15 protein-coding genes are annotated in these 17,053 nt (G+C 70.4%); 5 read left to right on the forward strand and 10 right to left on the reverse strand.

Translation table 11 applies throughout. The features are described from left to right. Window positions 1-93: 93 nt before the first annotated feature. Complete coding sequence (locus AB0J78_RS14735; RefSeq protein ID WP_363789445.1) at window positions 94-2,106, forward strand: thioredoxin domain-containing protein; 2,013 nt, start codon at window positions 94-96, stop codon at window positions 2,104-2,106. On the opposite strand, the gene AB0J78_RS14740 is transcribed toward AB0J78_RS14735, so the two are convergent. After that, entirely contained in the window at window positions 2,097-2,774 is a 678-nt protein-coding gene (locus AB0J78_RS14740; protein ID WP_363789446.1) for a hemolysin III family protein, read from the reverse strand. The two genes, AB0J78_RS14735 and AB0J78_RS14740, sit on opposite strands and share 10 nt — an antisense overlap. Window positions 2,775-2,981: 207 nt before the next feature. On the opposite strand from AB0J78_RS14740, the gene AB0J78_RS14745 reads away from it, so the two are divergent. Next, window positions 2,982-3,758, forward strand: a complete 777-nt coding sequence (locus AB0J78_RS14745) for an isoprenyl transferase (RefSeq protein WP_363789447.1) — start codon at window positions 2,982-2,984, stop codon at window positions 3,756-3,758. A gap of 62 nt (window positions 3,759-3,820) precedes the next feature. Here the strand turns inward: AB0J78_RS14745 and AB0J78_RS14750 are convergent, their stop codons facing one another. Then, window positions 3,821-4,066, reverse strand: a complete 246-nt coding sequence (locus tag AB0J78_RS14750) for a hypothetical protein (protein ID WP_363789448.1) — start codon at window positions 4,064-4,066, stop codon at window positions 3,821-3,823. A 248-nt stretch (window positions 4,067-4,314) separates the two neighbouring features. Then, window positions 4,315-4,560: a hypothetical protein gene (locus tag AB0J78_RS14755; RefSeq protein ID WP_363789449.1), complete on the reverse strand. Its 246-nt coding sequence runs from the start codon at window positions 4,558-4,560 to the stop codon at window positions 4,315-4,317. A 255-nt stretch (window positions 4,561-4,815) separates the two neighbouring features. Here AB0J78_RS14755 and AB0J78_RS14760 point away from each other — a divergent pair, with 255 nt between their 5' ends. Then, entirely contained in the window at window positions 4,816-6,030 is a 1,215-nt protein-coding gene (locus AB0J78_RS14760; RefSeq protein ID WP_363789450.1) for a DUF885 domain-containing protein, read from the forward strand. Between the two features lie 554 nt (window positions 6,031-6,584). Further along, complete coding sequence (locus AB0J78_RS14765; protein ID WP_363789744.1) at window positions 6,585-7,859, forward strand: PhoH family protein; 1,275 nt, start codon at window positions 6,585-6,587, stop codon at window positions 7,857-7,859. A gap of 110 nt (window positions 7,860-7,969) precedes the next feature. On the opposite strand, the gene AB0J78_RS14770 is transcribed toward AB0J78_RS14765, so the two are convergent. The 5 genes from AB0J78_RS14770 to AB0J78_RS14790 form a co-directional block, all read right to left on the reverse strand. Continuing rightward, window positions 7,970-9,409 carry a GuaB1 family IMP dehydrogenase-related protein gene (locus tag AB0J78_RS14770; RefSeq protein ID WP_363789451.1) on the reverse strand — a complete coding sequence of 480 codons (1,440 nt, stop codon included), beginning with the start codon at window positions 9,407-9,409 and terminating at the stop codon, window positions 7,970-7,972. 93 nt (window positions 9,410-9,502) lie between these two features. Then, on the reverse strand, window positions 9,503-9,922 hold the full coding sequence (locus AB0J78_RS14775; RefSeq protein ID WP_363789452.1) for a DUF4288 domain-containing protein: 420 nt from the start codon (window positions 9,920-9,922) through the stop codon (window positions 9,503-9,505). 12 nt (window positions 9,923-9,934) lie between these two features. Beyond that, a complete protein-coding gene (locus AB0J78_RS14780; protein WP_363789453.1) occupies window positions 9,935-11,449 on the reverse strand; it encodes an ATP-dependent DNA ligase in 1,515 nt (504 codons plus the stop codon). A gap of 51 nt (window positions 11,450-11,500) precedes the next feature. After that, window positions 11,501-12,895, reverse strand: a complete 1,395-nt coding sequence (locus AB0J78_RS14785) for a class II fumarate hydratase (protein WP_363789454.1) — start codon at window positions 12,893-12,895, stop codon at window positions 11,501-11,503. Between the two features lie 153 nt (window positions 12,896-13,048). Further along, complete coding sequence (locus AB0J78_RS14790; protein WP_363789455.1) at window positions 13,049-13,822, reverse strand: serine protease; 774 nt, start codon at window positions 13,820-13,822, stop codon at window positions 13,049-13,051. Between the two features lie 183 nt (window positions 13,823-14,005). On the opposite strand from AB0J78_RS14790, the gene AB0J78_RS14795 reads away from it, so the two are divergent. Beyond that, a complete protein-coding gene (locus AB0J78_RS14795) occupies window positions 14,006-14,977 on the forward strand; it encodes an NAD(P)/FAD-dependent oxidoreductase (protein WP_363789456.1) in 972 nt (323 codons plus the stop codon). Between the two features lie 103 nt (window positions 14,978-15,080). On the opposite strand, the gene AB0J78_RS14800 is transcribed toward AB0J78_RS14795, so the two are convergent. Both AB0J78_RS14800 and glpX read right to left on the reverse strand, forming a co-directional pair. Next, a complete protein-coding gene (locus tag AB0J78_RS14800) occupies window positions 15,081-15,827 on the reverse strand; it encodes a serine protease (RefSeq protein ID WP_363789457.1) in 747 nt (248 codons plus the stop codon). A gap of 196 nt (window positions 15,828-16,023) precedes the next feature. Further along, on the reverse strand, window positions 16,024-17,034 hold the full coding sequence (glpX, locus tag AB0J78_RS14805; protein WP_363789458.1) for a class II fructose-bisphosphatase: 1,011 nt from the start codon (window positions 17,032-17,034) through the stop codon (window positions 16,024-16,026). Window positions 17,035-17,053 lie beyond the last annotated feature (19 nt).

Below are 17,053 nucleotides of genomic sequence, written 5' to 3' on the forward strand. Positions count from 1 at the left end.
TACCGGGGTATTCCGCGGGCGGATTGCTGCGGTATTCCGGTCGGCACCACCCTCACCAGTGCGTTCGGAAGATCGAGATGGGAAGGTGGGCGTATGGCGAATCGGCTTGCGGACGCGACGAGTCCGTACCTCCTCCAGCACGCTGACAACCCGGTCGACTGGTGGCCGTGGTGTCCGGAGGCGTTCGCCGAGGCCCGCCGCCGGGACGTCCCGGTGCTGCTGTCGGTCGGGTACGCGGCCTGCCACTGGTGCCACGTCATGGCGCACGAGTCGTTCGAGGGCGACGAGACCGCGCGGCTGATGAACGAGCGCTTCGTCAACGTGAAGGTGGACCGCGAGGAACGCCCCGACATCGACGCCGTCTACATGGAGGCCACCCAGGCCATGACCGGCCAGGGCGGGTGGCCGATGACCTGCTTCCTCACGCCCGACGGCGAACCGTTCCACTGCGGCACCTACTACCCGGCGTCGCCGATGCCCGGGATGCCGTCGTTCCAGCAGCTGCTCTCGGCGGTCGCGGAGGCGTGGGAAGGGCGAGGCGAGGAGGTTCGCCAGGCCGCGAGCCGCATCGTGGAGCAGCTCAACGCGCAGCGCTCACCGCTGCCGGAGTCGATCTTGGACGACGAGGTGCTGACCGGCGCCGTCGGCCGGTTGCGCACCGAATCCGATCACGAGCGCGGCGGCTTCGGCGACGCGCCGAAGTTCCCGCCGTCGATGGTGCTGGAGTTCCTGCTGCGCCACCACGAGCGCACCGGGTCCGAGCAGGCGCTGGAACTGGCCCGCGACTGCTGCGCGGCGATGGCGCGCGGAGGCATCTACGACCAGCTGGCCGGCGGTTTCGCCCGCTACAGCGTCGACGCCGCCTGGGTGGTGCCGCACTTCGAGAAGATGCTCTACGACAACGCCCTGCTGCTGCGCGCGTACGCGCACCTGGGAAGGCTCGGCGACGACCTGGCGGCGCGCGTGGCCAGGGAGACCGCCGGGTTCCTGCTGCGCGACCTGCGCACGCCGGAGGGCGGGTTCGCGGCGTCGCTGGACGCCGACACCGAGGGCGTCGAGGGACTGACCTACGTGTGGACGCCGGAGCAGCTGCGGGAGGTGCTCGGCGAGTCCGACGGCGACTGGGCGGCGTCGCTGTTCCTGGTGACCCCGGAGGGCACCTTCGAGGAGGGCACGTCGACGCTCCAGCTGCCCAGCGACCCCGATGACCGGGCCCGCTGGGCGCGGGTGCGGCAGAGCCTGCTGGCCGCGAGGGAGCAGCGCCCCCAGCCGGGTGAGGACGACAAGGTCGTCACCGCTTGGAACGGCTTGGCGATCACCGCGCTGGTGGAAGCCGCGACCGCGCTGGAAGAACCGTCCTGGATCGAGGCCGCCGCAGCTGCCGCCGAGCTGCTGCTGTCGAAGCACCTGGTCGACGGCAGGTTGCTGCGCACCTCTCGGCACGGAGTCGCGGGCACGGCCGCCGGGGTGCTGGAGGACTACGGCTGCTTCGCCGACGGGCTGCTGTCGCTGCACCAGGCCACCGCCGATCCGCGCTGGCTGACCACGGCGTGCGAGCTCCTCGACGTCGCGCTGGAGCAGTTCGCCGACGCCGACCACCCGGGCACGTTCCACGACACCGCCGCCGATGCGGAGGCGCTGGTGCGCAGGCCCTCGGATCCGACCGACAACGCCAGCCCGTCCGGCGCCGCGGCGCTGACCTCGGCGCTGCTGACGGCATCGGCCCTGGTCGGACCGGAGTCCACCGGCCGCTACCGCACCGCCGCCGAGCAGGCCCTGTCGCGGGCGGGACTGCTGGCCCAGCGCGCGCCCCGCTTCGCGGGCCACTGGCTGGCGGTCGCCGAGGCCCGCGCCCAGGGCCCGATGCAGGTCGCCGTCGTGGGGCCGGACGCGTCTTCGCGGGCCGAACTCCTCGCGACGGCCCACCACCGGGGCCCGGGCGGCACGGTCGTGGTCGCCTCGACGCCGGAAGCTGCCGGAGTTCCCCTCCTGGCCGACCGGCCCCTGGTCGACGGTGCCGCGGCCGCCTACGTCTGCCACGGCTACGTGTGCGACCGCCCCGTCACGACCTCCGTCGAACTGGCGGACAAGCTCGCTCAGGCGTAGAGCGCGAGCCAGATGGCGACGTGGTGGCAGACGGCCGCCGCGGTGACCGTCGAGTGGAAGAACTCGTGGTAGCCGAAGGTCTTCGGCCACGGGTCCGGCCAGCGGGTGGCGTAGAAGATCGCGCCGACCGTGTAGAGCGCGCCGCCGACGATGAGCAGCACCAGCACCGCCGCGCCCGCGTTCTCCAGCAGGTCCGGCAGCACGAACACGGCCACCCAGCCCAGCGCGATGTAGACCGGGACGCCGACCCAGCGCGGCGCGTTGGGCCAGGCCAGCTTGAGGATCACGCCGCCGAGCGCGCCCGCCCACACCACGGCGAGCACGATGGCGCCGGTCGTCGGCTGCAGCGCGATCATCGCCAGCGGCGTGTAGGTGCCTGCGATGAACAGGAAGATCATCGAGTGGTCGAGGCGTCGCATCCAGGTGCGCGCGCCGACCGAGTTCCAGGTCTTGCGGTGGTACAGCGCGCTCACGCCGAACAGGCCGAGCACGGTCGCCGAGTAGATGGATGTGCCCAGCGCTGCCTCAGCCGACACGGTCGAGGCGGCCAGCGAGATGAGCGTCGCGCCGGCGGCGAAGAACGCCAGCAGCGACCAGAAGTGGATCCAGCCGCGCATGCGCGGCTTGACGATCGCGTGCGGGACTCGGGAAGATACGGCGTTGCTCACGCCACAAAGGTTACGGGACCGTAGGTTTGGTTCGCTGTGACCTCTGTTGCAAACCAGGCTTCCGGGGTCGTCTCACGGCGTCCGGTGCGACCGGTCGAGACCTCGAACCAGTGGCCGTGCGGACTCTCAGGTGGTGAGAGGAGAAAGCGGCTGCGCCGCTTGGGCTCGGCGCCGATGGTCATCCGCATCCGCGTAGTCTCATCTGGCGTGACGCTCAAGGTTCGGTTGAAAGAACTCATGTACTCGGTCTACGAGCGACGGCTCAGCCGGAAGCTCGATGGCCTGCAGCATCCCAGGCACGTCGGCGTCATCCTGGACGGCAACCGCAGATGGGCCAAGGAAGCCGGTCTGGACGCGGCGCACGGGCACCGGGCGGGCGCGCTCAAGATCGCGGAGATGCTCGGCTGGTGCGAGGAGGCGCAGGTCGAGGTGGCCACCCTGTGGCTGCTGTCCACCGACAACCTCAACCGCAGCGAAGCCGAGCTCAACGCCCTGATGGAGATCATCGCCGGGGTGGTCGACGAGCTCACGAGTCCGGGCCAGTCGTGGCGGGTGCGGATCGTGGGTGCGCTGGACGTGCTGCCCACCGAGACCGCCGCCAGGCTGACCGCGGGTGCGCTGCGGACCGAGGGCCGGACGGGGATGCAGGTCAACGTCGCGGTCGGCTACGGCGGCAGGCGGGAGATCGCCGACGCGGTCCGCAAGCTGCTGCAGCAGCACGCCGAGGCCGGGACCACGATCGAAGAGCTCGCCGAGGTGCTCACGGTCGACCACATCGCCGAGCACCTCTACACCTCCGGCCAGCCGGATCCGGACCTGCTCATCCGCACCTCGGGCGAGCAGCGGTTGTCGGGCTTCATGCTCTGGCAGTCGGCGCACTCGGAGTTCTGGTTCACCGAGGCGTACTGGCCGGAGTTCCGCCGCATCGACTTCCTGCGGGCGTTGCGCGACTACGCGGTGCGCCACCGCCGCCTGGGCCGCTGACCTCGAGCGAGCGGAAAGGCCAGGTCGGTGACGACCTGGCCTTTCCGTTGCGATCAGCTCGCTCAGCCGGCGGACGGGTGGTCCAGAACCGGGGCGTTGACGCATTCCGCAGTCTGCGGGGACAGGATCGGAACGACCGCGCCCAGCACCGCAACGTTGTTGCCGCAGGCCTGCACCGGCAGGACGCTGAGGTTGTTGTCGTTGAGGACGTTCACGCCGTCGTTGTCCTCGCTGTCGGCGTTGGCGACGGGCGCCAGGACCAGCAGACCAGCGGCGGCACCGGCGACAATCGCTGCCTTCTTCAGCACTTGGGTCACTCTCCTTTAGGAATTCCGCGGGATTCGGAGTTCACACCAACGGACTCTGTCCAAATCCCTGTTGGGAGACAGAGCGTGGTGTGTTCCGGACGCAAACTACAGCGAACATGCCCGTTGCCCAAATTCCGTAACACCATTGTGTGAATCCGGATCCATGAATCGCTGGTAGACGCGGAATGCGCGCGCACGAAAAAGGAGCGCCGGCTGGTTCCGGCGCTCCTTCCTCGTCGGCGAAGCCGTCAGCCCGCGCTCGGGTGGTCCAGGATCGGGGCGTTGACGCATTCCACGTTCTGCGGCGAGCCGATCGGGATGGCGGCGCCCAGGACGCCAACGTTGTTGCCGCAGGCCTGCACCGGCAGAACGCTGACGTTGTTGTCGTTCAGGACGTTGATGCCGTCGTTGTCCTCGCTGTCGGCGTTGGCGACGGGGGCCAGGGCCAGCAGGCCGGCGACGGCACCGGCGACAATCACTGCTTTCTTCAGCACAGCTTTGCTCCTTGATGAGATGAGTTGAGCAAGTGCGTGCTTCTGTCCGGAAAGAGTGAACTCCGGAGCGAGTGAAGCACCTGGCTTGAAACGTAACCAGGGGTTGCGGAACGCGATACTTGGATACCACTATTGTGTGTACTATCCCTTCCAGGGCTAATGTACTCGCGAGTATTCGCCGAAAAAGCCCAGCACTCTTCAGGGGCGATGAATTCGGTGAAATCGGGCGCGCGTCCGACCGCGTACCGTCCAGGCGTGGACTCAGCGCGGTTGGTGTCCGACTACGTCCGGCTCGGGTTGCGGTTCGACCGGCTCGAACCGGGCCTGGTCGACTCCTACGCGGGAGACCCGGGGCTGCGGCTGCGGGTGCGCCACGAACCTCGTCCGGACCCGCTGCGGCTCGTCGCGCGAGCCCGCGAGCTTCGCGACGAGCTGGGCGGTTGCGGGCTGGCCGAACCCCGGCGGCGGTTCCTCGACGCTCAGCTCACCGCGCTGGAGGCGATCGGTCTGCGGATCGCCGGTCAGGAGATGTCGTTCCCGGCGGAAGTGCGGGCGTGCTTCCAGGTCAGCCCGGAGCTCGGCGATCCCGACGAGTACCGGGAGGCCCACCGCGAACTCGACGCGTTGCTGCCGGGGACCGGGGCGCTGGCCGATCGGCTCGCGGCCGTCCGGCGCCGCGACCGGCTGCCGCGCGAGCGCCTGGAGGTCTGCCTGGAAGCGGTGTCCGGTGCGCTGCGCTCCCGGGTGCGCGCCCGATTCGGGCTGCCGGTGCAGGAGCTGGTGCGGTACCGGATCGTCACCGATCGACCGTGGAGCGGGTTCAACGAGTACCTCGGCGGATTCCGGTCGCGGGTGTCGGTCAACGCCGACATCGGTCACCGCGCGTCGACCTTGCCGCAGCTGATCGCCCACGAGTCCTACCCGGGTCACCACACCGAGCACTGCCGCAAGGCCGCCGGGATCGCGCGCACCCAGCCGGAGCAGGCGATCTTCCTGGTCAACACCCCGCAGTGCGTGCTCGCCGAAGGTCTCGCCGACCTGGGCCTGCGCGCGGCGGTGGGGGAGGGCTGGGGTTCGTGGACGGCGGAGATCTTCGCCGACCTGGGCATCGCGGTGGACGGAGAGCTCGCCGAGCGGCTGGAGGCGGTGCTGATCCGGCTGCTGCCGGTGCGGCAGGACGCGATGCTGATGCTGCACGCGCGGGGGAGGCCGGAGCAGGACGCGGTCGATCACCTGCGCCGCTGGCTGCTGATGCCGGAAGGCCGGGCGCGGCACCTGGTGAGGTTCATGCGCGACCCGCTGTGGCGGTCCTACACCACGACCTACGTCGAGGGGTTCCGCCTGCTGCGGCGGTGGCTGTCGGACCACCCGGACGGCACATCGAGCGCCGATCGTTACCGACGATTGCTTGACGAGGCGCTTGTACCAGAGGTCCTCCGCGCGGAGATCGCGGCACGCGCGCGGTCCTGAATTTCACCCGAAAAGAGCAGCGAAGCTAACCGGGAGTGTTGAATTGAGTTCGTTCTCGTCGCGGCCGAGGGACGCCTCCTGACCTGCTGACGAATCGTCTGGAAACCTTCTATTTACCTTCTGACCTGCGGAAACAGGCTAGTAGCGCGCGGTGAGCGCGGGAATGATTCGAATCACCTAAGTGGCTGTCTGCTGAAGAGCGATCTCGAAGGTAGCGTTCGCTGGTGACGGGCCGTTCTTCTCTTGCACGTCCGAACGCGGCCCGTCCGGGAGGCCCTGATCGTGGCTGTTGGCTGGAGCGGACGTTCACACGTCCACCTTGGTCGCGGAGGGGGTCGGTGCCCGGCCCTCGCGTGGCGTCGGTGGACCGGACGGTCCAGCGGGAGCACGACGGGGGCAGGCCCGGCCCACCGACGAGCGGGCGTGTTCGGCACGTCCGCGAGGGAGTAGCCGTGACCGCACGACGTTCCCAGCCTCAGGCGCACGAAGCCGTCCGCAGCGACGCGCCCGCGCACACCGCACCTGGCGGTGACTCCGAGGTCCGCACCTACGTCCTGGACACTTCGGTCCTGCTGTCCGATCCGTGGGCGATGGCCCGGTTCGCCGAGCACGACGTGGTGCTCCCGGTGGTGGTCATCTCCGAGCTGGAGGGGAAGCGCCACCACCCCGAACTCGGCTGGTTCGCCCGCGAGGCGCTGCGCGTGCTCGACGATCTCCGGATCAAGCACGGCAGACTGGACCACCCGGTGCTGGTCAACCCTGAGGGCGGCAACGTCCACGTGGAGTTGAACCACTCCGACCCGTCGGTGCTCCCGCCGGGCTTCCGCACGGACTCCAACGACTCCCGCATCCTTGCCTGCTCGCTCAACCTCGCCGCCGAAGGCCGTGAGGTCGTGCTGGTCACCAAGGACATGCCACTGCGGGTCAAGGCCGCGTCGGTGAACCTGGCCGCCGAGGAGTACCGCGCGCAGGACGTCGTGTCGTCGGGCTGGAGCGGCATGGCGGACATCGACGTCGGTTCGGACTCGGTGGACTCGCTGTTCAAGGACGGCGTCGCCGATCTGGAGGAGGCGCGGGACCTGCCGCCGAACACCGGTGTGCGGATGCTCGCCGGACAGCAGAGCGCGCTGGGCCGGATCACCGCGGACAAGCAGGTCCGGCTGGTGCGCGGCGACCGCGAGGTCTTCGGGCTGCACGGTCGTTCGGCGGAGCAGCGGATCGCGCTGGAGCTGCTGATGGATCCCGACGTCGGGATCATCTCGCTCGGCGGCCGCGCCGGTACCGGCAAGTCGGCGCTGGCGCTGTGCGCGGGCCTGGAATCGGTCCTGGAACGCCAGCAGCACCGCAAGGTCGTGGTGTTCCGGCCGGTCTACGCCGTCGGCGGGCAGGAGCTCGGTTACCTGCCGGGCTCCGAGGGCGAGAAGATGGCGCCCTGGGCGCAGGCCGTCTTCGACACGCTCGGCGCGCACGCCAGCGAGAACGTGCTGGAAGAGATCATGGATCGCGGCATGCTCGAGGTGCTGCCGCTGACCCACATCCGCGGCCGTTCGCTGCACGACTCCTTCGTCATCGTCGACGAGGCCCAGTCGCTGGAGCGCAACGTGCTGCTGACGGTCCTGTCGCGGCTCGGCGCGAACTCGCGGGTGGTGCTCACCCACGACGTCGCGCAGCGGGACAACCTGAGAGTGGGCCGCCACGACGGCGTCGCGGCGGTCATCGAGAAGCTCAAGGGCCACCCGCTGTTCGCCCACGTGACGCTGACCCGATCGGAACGGAGCCCGATCGCGGCCCTGGTCACCGAGCTGCTGGAAGGGGACCACACGCCCTGACGCGGTCGTGGGGAGGACGCCTCCGCCAAAGGCGCCCTCCCCACGTCACGCGGTCGACGTTCGCGCGAGGTTCGAGTCCGCCGGTCGGGGTCGAACCTCGCGCGAGATCGTCACCAGCCCGACGGCAGCGGGCGGCCTTCGGCGAAGCCGGCGGCCGACTGGATGCCGACCAGGGCGCGCTCGTGGAACTCCTCCAGGGTGTGCGCGCCCGCGTAGGTGCAGGACGAGCGGACACCCGAGGTGATCTGGTCCAGGAGGTCCTCGACGCCCGGGTTCTGCGGGTCGATGCGCATCCGGGAGCTGGAGATGCCCTCCTCGAACAGGCCCTTGCGGGCCTGGTCGTAGGCGCTGTCGGTGCGGGTCCGGGCCGACACGGCGCGCTTGGAGGCCATGCCGAAGGACTCCTTGTAAGCCCTGCCGTGCTCGTCGCGCTGCAGGTCACCGGGGGACTCGTAGGTCCCGGCGAACCACGATCCGACCATCACCGACGAGGCTCCGGCGGCCAGCGCCAGCGCCACGTCGCGCGGGTGGCGGATGCCGCCGTCGGCCCACACGTGCTTGCCGAGCCTGCGGGCTTCCGCGGCGCACTCGGCGACGGCGGAGAACTGCGGGCGGCCGACACCGGTCATCATCCGGGTCGTGCACATCGCGCCCGGCCCGACGCCGACCTTGATGACGTCCGCCCCGGCCTCGACCAGGTCGCGCACGCCCTCGGCGGTCACCACGTTGCCGGCGACGACCGGGACGGTGGGGCTCGCGGACCGGACGGCCTTGAGCGCGGCGATCATCTTCTCCTGGTGACCGTGCGCGGTGTCCACGACCAGCGTGTCCACCCCGGCCGCCAGCAGCGCGGACGCCTTGGCGGCGACGTCACCGTTCACGCCGATCGCGGCGGCCACCCGCAGGCGGCCCTCGGCGTCGAGAGCGGGGGTGTAGATGGCGGCGCGCAGGGCGCCCTTCTTGGTCATGATCCCGGAGAGCCGGCCTTCGGCGTCGACCGCGATCGCGACGTTGCGGCCCTGCTTGTGCAGCTGCTCGAAGACCTCGCGCGAGTCCGTCTCCAGCGGCAGCACCACGGGGTGGGCGTCGGCGACCTCGCCGACCCGCGCGAAGCGGTCCACACCGGTGCAGGCGGCCTCGTCGACGACGCCGAGCGGCTTGTCCTCGTCGTCGACCACCACCAGGGCGCCGTGGGCGCGCTTGGGCAGCAGGTTCAGGGCGTCGGCGACCGCGTCGTCGGTGTGCAACGCCAGCGGCGTGTCCCACAGCGGGTGCCTGGTCTTGACCCAGGACACGATCTCGGCGACCGCGCTCGGGTCGACGTCCTGCGGGAGGATCACCAGGCCACCGCGTCGCGCGACGGTCTCGGCCATGCGCCTGCCGGCCACGGCGGTCATGTTCGCGACCACGATCGGCAAGGTCGCGCCGGTGCCGTCGCAGGTCGCCAGGTCGACGTCGAAGCGCGACTCGACTCCGGAGCGCCGGGGCGCCAGGAAGACGTCGTCGTAGGTCAGGTCGGTAGAGGGCTGTTGCCCGTTCAAGAACTGCACGTCGCACCACGATACGTGCCCCGAGCGGCCACCGGGCCCTCCAGATCACCTGATCAAGGGGCGTTCGAGGTCACGGCCCCATGAGCGGTGCCCTCAGACGTCCTCTTCGGTGAGGGGTTCGAAGGACCGGTAGGCGTCGTAGTTGCGGAAGAAGCGGCTGTAGAGCTCGGAGCCGTCGTCGAACGTGGCGTCCTCGAGGGGCTTGACCTCGACGATCTGCTTGAGCTTCCAGTTGACCACGTCGTGGTTCTCGTTCTGGTAGCTGGTCTCCTGCTGCTTGCCGTACTCCCTGGCCTTCTCGGCGGCCTCGTCCTCGGACTCGGCGGTGAGCAGGACGAACGACTCCTCGAAGAGCGGCTTGTGGCCGGTCGCCTCGCTGGTGGCCTCCAGCAGGAGCACGGCGACGTAGTGGTCGAGCTCGACCGATGACTCGCGCTGCTGGAAGTCACGCGGGTCGATGGTTCCCGGTCCGATGTCGATCGAACCGACGGCGTCGAAGTCCTCGCTGCTCATGCCCCCAGGATCTCACCCGCCGCGGAGCATCCCGCGAACCGCCTCGATGGTGTCCGCCTCGGCCGCGTCCTTGTCCGGCCGGTAGCGCAGCACCCGGGCGAAGCGCAGCGCGACTCCACCGGGATACCGGCTGCTGGTCTGCACCCCGTCGAGCTCGACCTCCACCACCAGCTCCGGGACGACGCGCACCGTCCAGTCGTCGCCTCCGGTGGCCCGCTGCTGGAACTCGGCGGTCTGCCAGGCCAGCAGCTCGTCGGTGAGGCCCTTGAAGGTCTTGCCGACCATGATCGGCGGGCCGCCGTCGGTGTCGCGGGCGCCCAGGTGCAGGTTGGACAGGTAGCCGCGGCGGCGGCCGTGGCCCCACTCGGCGGCCAGCACGACCAGGTCGAGGGTGTGCTCGGGCTTGACCTTGCGCCACGCCTTGCCGCGCCGGCCCGCCGCGTACGGCGAGTCGAGCTCCTTGACCACCACGCCCTCGTGGCCGTGCGCCAGCGCGTCGTCGAACAGCGCGGCGGCGTCCTCCGGGGTGGGCGACAGGACGCCCGGGATCCGGTGGTCGCCCGCGACCTGCTCCAACGCCTTCAGCCGGTCGGCCAGCGGCCGGTCGAGCAGGTCCGACCCGTCCAGGTGCAGGCAGTCGAAGAAGTACGGGTGCAGCAGCTCGGCCCGCTGCTCCTGGGCGCCGAAGCGGGCCATCGTCTCCTGGAACGGGCGGGGACGTCCGGCGTCGTCGAGGGCCAGCGTCTCGCCGTCGAGCACCACCGAGCGGCAGTCCAGGCCCCGCACCAGCTCCACCAGCTCGGCGACGTTGCTGGTGATCTCGCGCAGCGTGCGGGTGTAGACGTGCACCTCGTCGCCGTCGCGGTGGACCTGGATGCGGGCGCCGTCGAGCTTGTGCTCGACGCTGCACCCACCGAGCTCGGCCAGCGCGGCGTCCAGGGTTTCCGCTGGTGATGCCAGCATCGGGCGGATCGGGCGGCCGAGCTCCAGGTGGAACTCGGCGAGCGCGGACTCGCCGCCGATCAGCGCCGCCTCGGCGGTCGCGGGGAGCCTGCCGGAGAGCATGAACGCGCGTCGCACGGCCTCGGTGCGCACCTCGGCCGCCGCGGCGATGGCCTCGACCATCACGCCTTCCAGCGCGCCCTGCCGGAGCTCGCCGCCCAGCAGGCGCAGCAGGAACGACTGCTCCGCCTCGGTAGAACGCCCGAGCAGCGCGCTCAGCGCGTCGGCCCGTCGTCGCCCTGACCCCGAGCCGCTGATCGTCCGCACTTCGCCGACCGCCGCTTCGACCTCGCCGATGGTCAACCCGGGTTCGGTCGCAGGCGGGACCTGCAACGCGGACAGCGTCGACCAGCCGACTCCGGCCCGGCCGCCGGGGAGCTCGCCCGCCAGCAGCGCCGTGGCCGCGGCGACCTCCGCGGGCTCCAGCTGCCGCAGCAGCGCGGCGATCGCCGATGTCTTCGCCTTGCGCGAGGACGTCGCCGCGACCTCGGCGGAGGCCGCGACGACGTCCGAGAGCAGCACCACGCCTCCATGGTGCGCACCGCTCCGACAATTCGCGGAAGCACCAGCGCGTCGTCAGCCGCCGTGGGCCATGCGGAGGACGTCCAGGGCTTCGTCGAGCTGCTCGATCGTGAGCTTGCCGGACTCGACGTGACCGCGTTCGAGGACGACCTCGCGGATGGGCTTGCGCTCCTTGAGCGCCTGCTTGGCGACCGCGGCGGCCTCCTCGTAGCCGATGTAGCGGTTGAGGGGCGTGACGATCGACGGCGAGCCCTCGGCGTAGGCGCGGGCCTGCTCGGTGTTGACCTGCACGTCGGCGAAGACCTTGTCGGCCAGCTGCCGCGACACCGCCGCCAGCAGCCGGGACGATTCCAGCACGTTGCGGGCGATGACCGGCAGCATCACGTTGAGCTGGAAGTTGCCCTGCGATCCGGCGAAGGCCACCGCCGCGTCGTTGCCGATGACCTGGGCGACGACCTGCAGCGTCGCTTCCGGGATCACCGGGTTGACCTTGCCCGGCATGATCGACGACCCGGGCTGCAGGTCCGGCAGGGCCAGCTCGCCGAGGCCGGTGCGCGGGCCGGAACCCAGCCAGCGAAGGTCGTTGGCGATCTTGGTGAGGCTGACCGCCACCGTGCGCAGGTGACCGGAGGTCTCCACCACGGAGTCCTGCGCGGCCTGCGCCTCGAAGTGGTCGCGGGCCTCGGTCAGCGGCAGACCGGTCACCCGGGCGAGCTCCTCGGCGACGGCCCGGCCGAAGCCCTCCGGCGCGTTGAGCCCGGAGCCCACGGCGGTGCCGCCGATGGGCAGCTCGCCCAGCCGGGGCAGGCCGGTCCGCAGCCGCTCGACGCCGTAGCGGACCTGCGACGCCCACGCGCCCGCCTCCTGGGCGAGGGTGATCGGCACGGCGTCCATCAGGTGCGTGCGGCCGGACTTGACGACCTCGGTCCACCCGGCTGCGCGGCCCTCGATCGTCGTGGCCAGGTGCTCCAGGGCCGGGATGACGTCGGCGAGCACGGCCTCGGTGGCGGCGACGTGGATGGTCGTCGGGAACGTGTCGTTGGACGACTGCGAGGCGTTGACGTCGTCGTTCGGGTGCACGTCGCGGCCGAGAGCGCGGGTGGCCAGGGTCGCGATGACCTCGTTGGCGTTCATGTTCGACGACGTGCCGGAGCCGGTCTGGAAGACGTCGATCGGGAAGTGCTCGTCGTGCGCGCCCTCGGCGACCTCGTCGGCGGCGCGGGCGATGGCCTCGGCGATGTCGGCGTCGAGCACCCCCAACCGGCCGTTGACCCGGGCGGTGGCGGCTTTGAGCAGGCCGAGCGCGCGGATCTGCGCGCGCTCCAGGCCCCGGCCGGAGATCGGGAAGTTCTCCACGGCCCGCTGCGTCTGCGCCCGGTAGAGGGCGTCGGCGGGCACCCGAACCTCGCCCATCGTGTCGTGTTCGATCCGGTACTGGGATTCAGCCATGTTCGAAGTGTCCCGCCGATCAACCGGCCGGGTCAGCGTGGCACGCCCCACGGGCCGGGCGTTCCCTCAGGAAATGACCGATCTGGAACGATCTAGGTGGCAGATCTGACAAAGCCCGCCCCCGGAGATCGGGAGCGGGCTTCGCCGCGGGGATCAACCGATGGTGGAGGAGATCCAGTCCTTGTAGGCGGTGGCGTCGGTGTAGACCGAAGGAGCCGTGCCGCAGACCGGGACCGGGCTGCCGAGACGGCTCGTCACGCCGGTCAGCTTCCAGTCGCCGGGAGTGCCCTCCAGCTGCGGGCCGCCGGAGTCGCCGAAGCAGGCGTTGGCCAGGGGCTCCTGGCTGGAGGTGCAGATCTCGGTGGGGCCGTCGATGGAGCTGAGCGTGCAGCCCGCGTCAGGCGCGACCTGGGTCTCCAGCTCCTGCAGCTGTTCCGGCGGTTCGCCGCAGCCGCGCACCGGGCAGGTCACGCCCCAGCCGATGATCCGCGACGGCGTGCCGTCGGCGCCGGAGGCGTCGGCGATGTCGATCGGCGTCTCGGACACCGCCTTGTTGAGCTTGAGCAGTGCGATGTCGCCGTTGGGGTTGTTGGTCTCGTAGTCCGGGTGCACGACGACCTCGGACACACCGGCTTCGGTTCCGCCGCTGCTCCAGGTCGGGCTGCCGATCCGCAGGCCGAGGTCGGCCGGTGCCGCGTCGGCGACGCAGTGCGCCGCGGTGAGCACCCACTGCTCGTCGATCAGCGAGGCGCCGCAGCTGTGCGACCCCGATCGTTGCAGCGAGGACATCCATTCGTAGGACTCGGTGGCGTCGTGACCGCCGACGATCAGCGCCCCCGGGTTGTCGATGGCCTGCGCCGCAGGCGCGAAGCCGGCGCTGAGCGCCAGCGCGGCGATGCCGCTGAGCAGCGCGGATGATTTCTTCACAGAGCTTTCCCTCCCCGACGTGATCCCCTTCCCCCGGAAGTTAGGGGTGGGGTGGAGGGCCAGGTACCGCCGCACGCTGCAGCGAATTGCGCTGATCGGACCAGCATCGGCGAAGGGCGGACACATCGGCCGGATCCGACTAGCCTGAGATCCGTATCACAAGGCCTGCGACGGGATGCCGAGATGGCGCACGAGGTCGATCTGCTGGTGGTGGGTGCCGGTCCGACCGGGCTTTTCGCCGCCTACTACGCCGGGTTTCGCGGGATGTCGGTGGCGCTGGTCGACGCGCTGCCGGAGCCGGGTGGCCAGGTGACCGCGATGTACCCGGAGAAGATGATCTTCGACGTGGCGGGTTTCCCGGAGATCCGAGGGCGCGACCTGATCGCCGCGCTGGTCGAGCAGGCAGACCAGTACGGCCCGCGCTACCTGCTCGGGCGCCCAGCCGTCTCGTTGTCCGATGTGGACGGCGGCTTGCTGGTCGACGTCGGCGAGGGCGAGCAGGTCCGGGCCGGGGCGGTGCTGGTCACGGCCGGGATCGGCGAGTTCACCCCGAGACCGCTTCCCGCGGGCGGCGAGTGGATCGGCAAGGGCGTCGTGCACTTCATCCCCGAGCTGTCCGCGCACGCCGGGCACGACGTGGTCGTCGTCGGCGGTGGTGACTCGGCGTTCGACTGGGCGCTGGCGCTGCAACCCGTGGCACGCAGCGTGACGCTGGTGCACCGGCGGACCCGCTTCCGCGCCCACGAGGGCCTGATCACCAAGGTCGAGCAGCTGGGCGTTCCGCTGATCGTCCCGGCCGAGGTCGCCGAAATCCGCGGCGACGCGGGCGGACTGATCGAGGTGGCCATCGACGTCGACGGGAAACGACGCGTCCTGCCCGCGCAAACCGTCGTCGCGGCACTGGGTTTCACCGCCGATCTCGGCCCGATCGAATCCTGGGGCCTGGACCTGGAGAAGCGCTCGATCCTGGTCGACACGACGATGCGCACCAGCCGCGCCCGCGTCTACGCCGCAGGCGACGTCGCCGCCTACCCGGGGAAGGTCAAGCTCATCGCCACCGGCTTCGGCGAAGCCGCCACTGCGGTCAACAACATCGCCGTCGAGCTCAACCCCGACGCCCACCTCTTCCCCGGGCACTCCTCGAACCTCGGTTGAGGGCTCTGCTCGTCCTTCGTGGCAGAACGCCGTCTGGGCCCCGAACGTGGAAACGGCACCCGGGAACGACGTCCCGGGTGCCGCGTCAGGGTTGCTGAACGGGTCAGCCGCCGGTGTTCTGGTTGATCCAGTCGGCGAAGGCGGTCACGTCGGTGTAGATCGACGGGCCGGTGGCGCAGGTGGAGTCGCCGTTGCCGGAGCGGCTCGTGGCGCCGATCAGCTCCCAGCTGCCCTGGGTGCCCTTGATCTGCGGGCCGCCCGAGTCGCCGTAGCAGGCGCCGGAGTTGCCGCCGGGGTTGTCGGTGCAGATCTCGCCCGCGCCGTCGATGCCGGTGCAGCCGGCGTCGTCGACGATGCTGGTGTCGAGCTCCTGCAGGTTCGACGGAACCTCACCGCAGCCGGTCTCCGGGCAGGTCTGGCCCCAGCCGATGATGCGGCTCGGGGTGCCGGCCGGACCCGACTCAGCGGCGATCGAGATCGGCGCGGCGGACAGCTGCTTGTCCAGCTGCAGCACCGCGAGGTCGGCGGTGTCGTGCACCTGGGTCTTGGTCACGGCGGCTTCCTCGCCACCGGTGGTGTTGTCGTTGCTGCCCACGCGGACCGTGAAGTCACCGCCGCTCTGAACGCAGTGCGCGGCCGTCACCACCCAGTCCGGCTTGATCAGCGCGCCGCCGCAGACGTGGCTGCCCTGCTGCTGCAGCGAAACCATGAACGAGTAGGTCTCGGTCGCGTCGTGACCACCGATGATCATCGGGTCGACGTCGTCACCGGCGGCGACGGCGGGCATGCTCAGCGCGCCCACTGCGCTGACCGCGGCGACCGCGGAGATGAGAGCCGAACGAATGCGCATGTGTGTCGAATCCTCCGGGTATCCCGGCTCCGAAGGCCGGCTGGCCGCTGACGCTAACGGCGCCCCCGACTCCTGGCGTACCGACGAAGGTCGTAGGAGGCGGACCGAAAGAGTGGTGGCCCGCGGACAATCCGCAGGCCACCACCTTGATCAAGACCGGTTGAGCCGGTTTTTCCCGGATTCCCGATAAGGGTGACTACTCGTCGCTCTCACCCAGGTCCACGTCGGCGTACTCGCGCAGCTTGGTGAGCTTGTGCGAGGCGTCCACGACGCGCGTCGTGCCCGACTTCGACCGCATCACGATCGACTGCGTGGTGCACCGGTCGGCGCGGTAGTGCACGCCGCGCAGCAGCGCGCCATCGGTGATGCCGGTCGCCACGAAGAACATGTTGTCGCCGCGCACCAGGTCCGAAGTGGTCAGCACCTGGTTCGGGTCGTGCCCGGCCTCGCGCAGCTTCGCCCGCTCCTCGTCGTCGCGCGGCCACAACCGGCCCTGGATCTCACCGTCGAGGCACTTCAGCGCGCACGCGGTGATGATGCCCTCCGGGGTGCCGCCGATGCCCAGCAGCATGTCCACGCCGCTGTTCGGGCGAGCCGCCGCGATCGCGCCCGCCACGTCGCCGTCGGAGATGAACTGCACGCGGGCACCGGACTCGCGGACCTCCTTGACCAGCTGCTCGTGCCGCGGCCGGTCCAGCACGCACACCGTCACGTCGGATACGTCGACGTGCTTGGCCTTGGCGACCCGGCGGACGTTCTCCGAGATCGGGGCGCTGATGTCGATGACCCCCGCGGCCTCCGGGCCGACGGCCATCTTCTCCATGTAGAACACCGCGGACGGGTCGAACATGGTGCCGCGCTCGGACACCGCCAGCACCGCCAGCGCGTTCGGCATGCCCTTGCTGAGCAGCGTCGTACCGTCGATCGGGTCCACGGCGACGTCGACCTCCGGGCCTTCCCCGTTGCCGACCTCCTCGCCGTTGTAGAGCATCGGCGCTTCGTCCTTCTCGCCCTCGCCGATGACCACCGTGCCGCGCATCGACACGGTGCCGATGAGTTTGCGCATGGCGTCCACCGCGGCTCCGTCACCCGCGTTCTTGTCGCCGCGGCCGACCCAGCGACCACCGGCCATCGCCGCGGCTTCGGTCACGCGGACGAGTTCCATCGCCAAGTTGCGATCGGGTGCTTCCGGGTGTCGTTGCGTCATCGCGCCCTCCCCGTTGTGA

Source organism: Saccharopolyspora sp. NPDC049426 (assembly GCF_040676935.1).
Classification (GTDB): domain Bacteria; phylum Actinomycetota; class Actinomycetes; order Mycobacteriales; family Pseudonocardiaceae; genus Saccharopolyspora.

Coding starts and splice junctions, on each gene's coding strand:
- AB0J78_RS14735 (WP_363789445.1), top strand. CDS start 94: ATGGCGAATCGGCTTGCGGACGCGACGAGTCCGTACCTCCTCCAGCAC.
- AB0J78_RS14775 (WP_363789452.1), bottom strand. CDS start 9,922: ATGAGCAGCGAGGACTTCGACGCCGTCGGTTCGATCGACATCGGACCG.
- AB0J78_RS14785 (WP_363789454.1), bottom strand. CDS start 12,895: ATGGCTGAATCCCAGTACCGGATCGAACACGACACGATGGGCGAGGTT.
- AB0J78_RS14795 (WP_363789456.1), top strand. CDS start 14,006: ATGGCGCACGAGGTCGATCTGCTGGTGGTGGGTGCCGGTCCGACCGGG.
- AB0J78_RS14800 (WP_363789457.1), bottom strand. CDS start 15,827: ATGCGCATTCGTTCGGCTCTCATCTCCGCGGTCGCCGCGGTCAGCGCA.
- glpX (WP_363789458.1), bottom strand. CDS start 17,034: ATGACGCAACGACACCCGGAAGCACCCGATCGCAACTTGGCGATGGAA.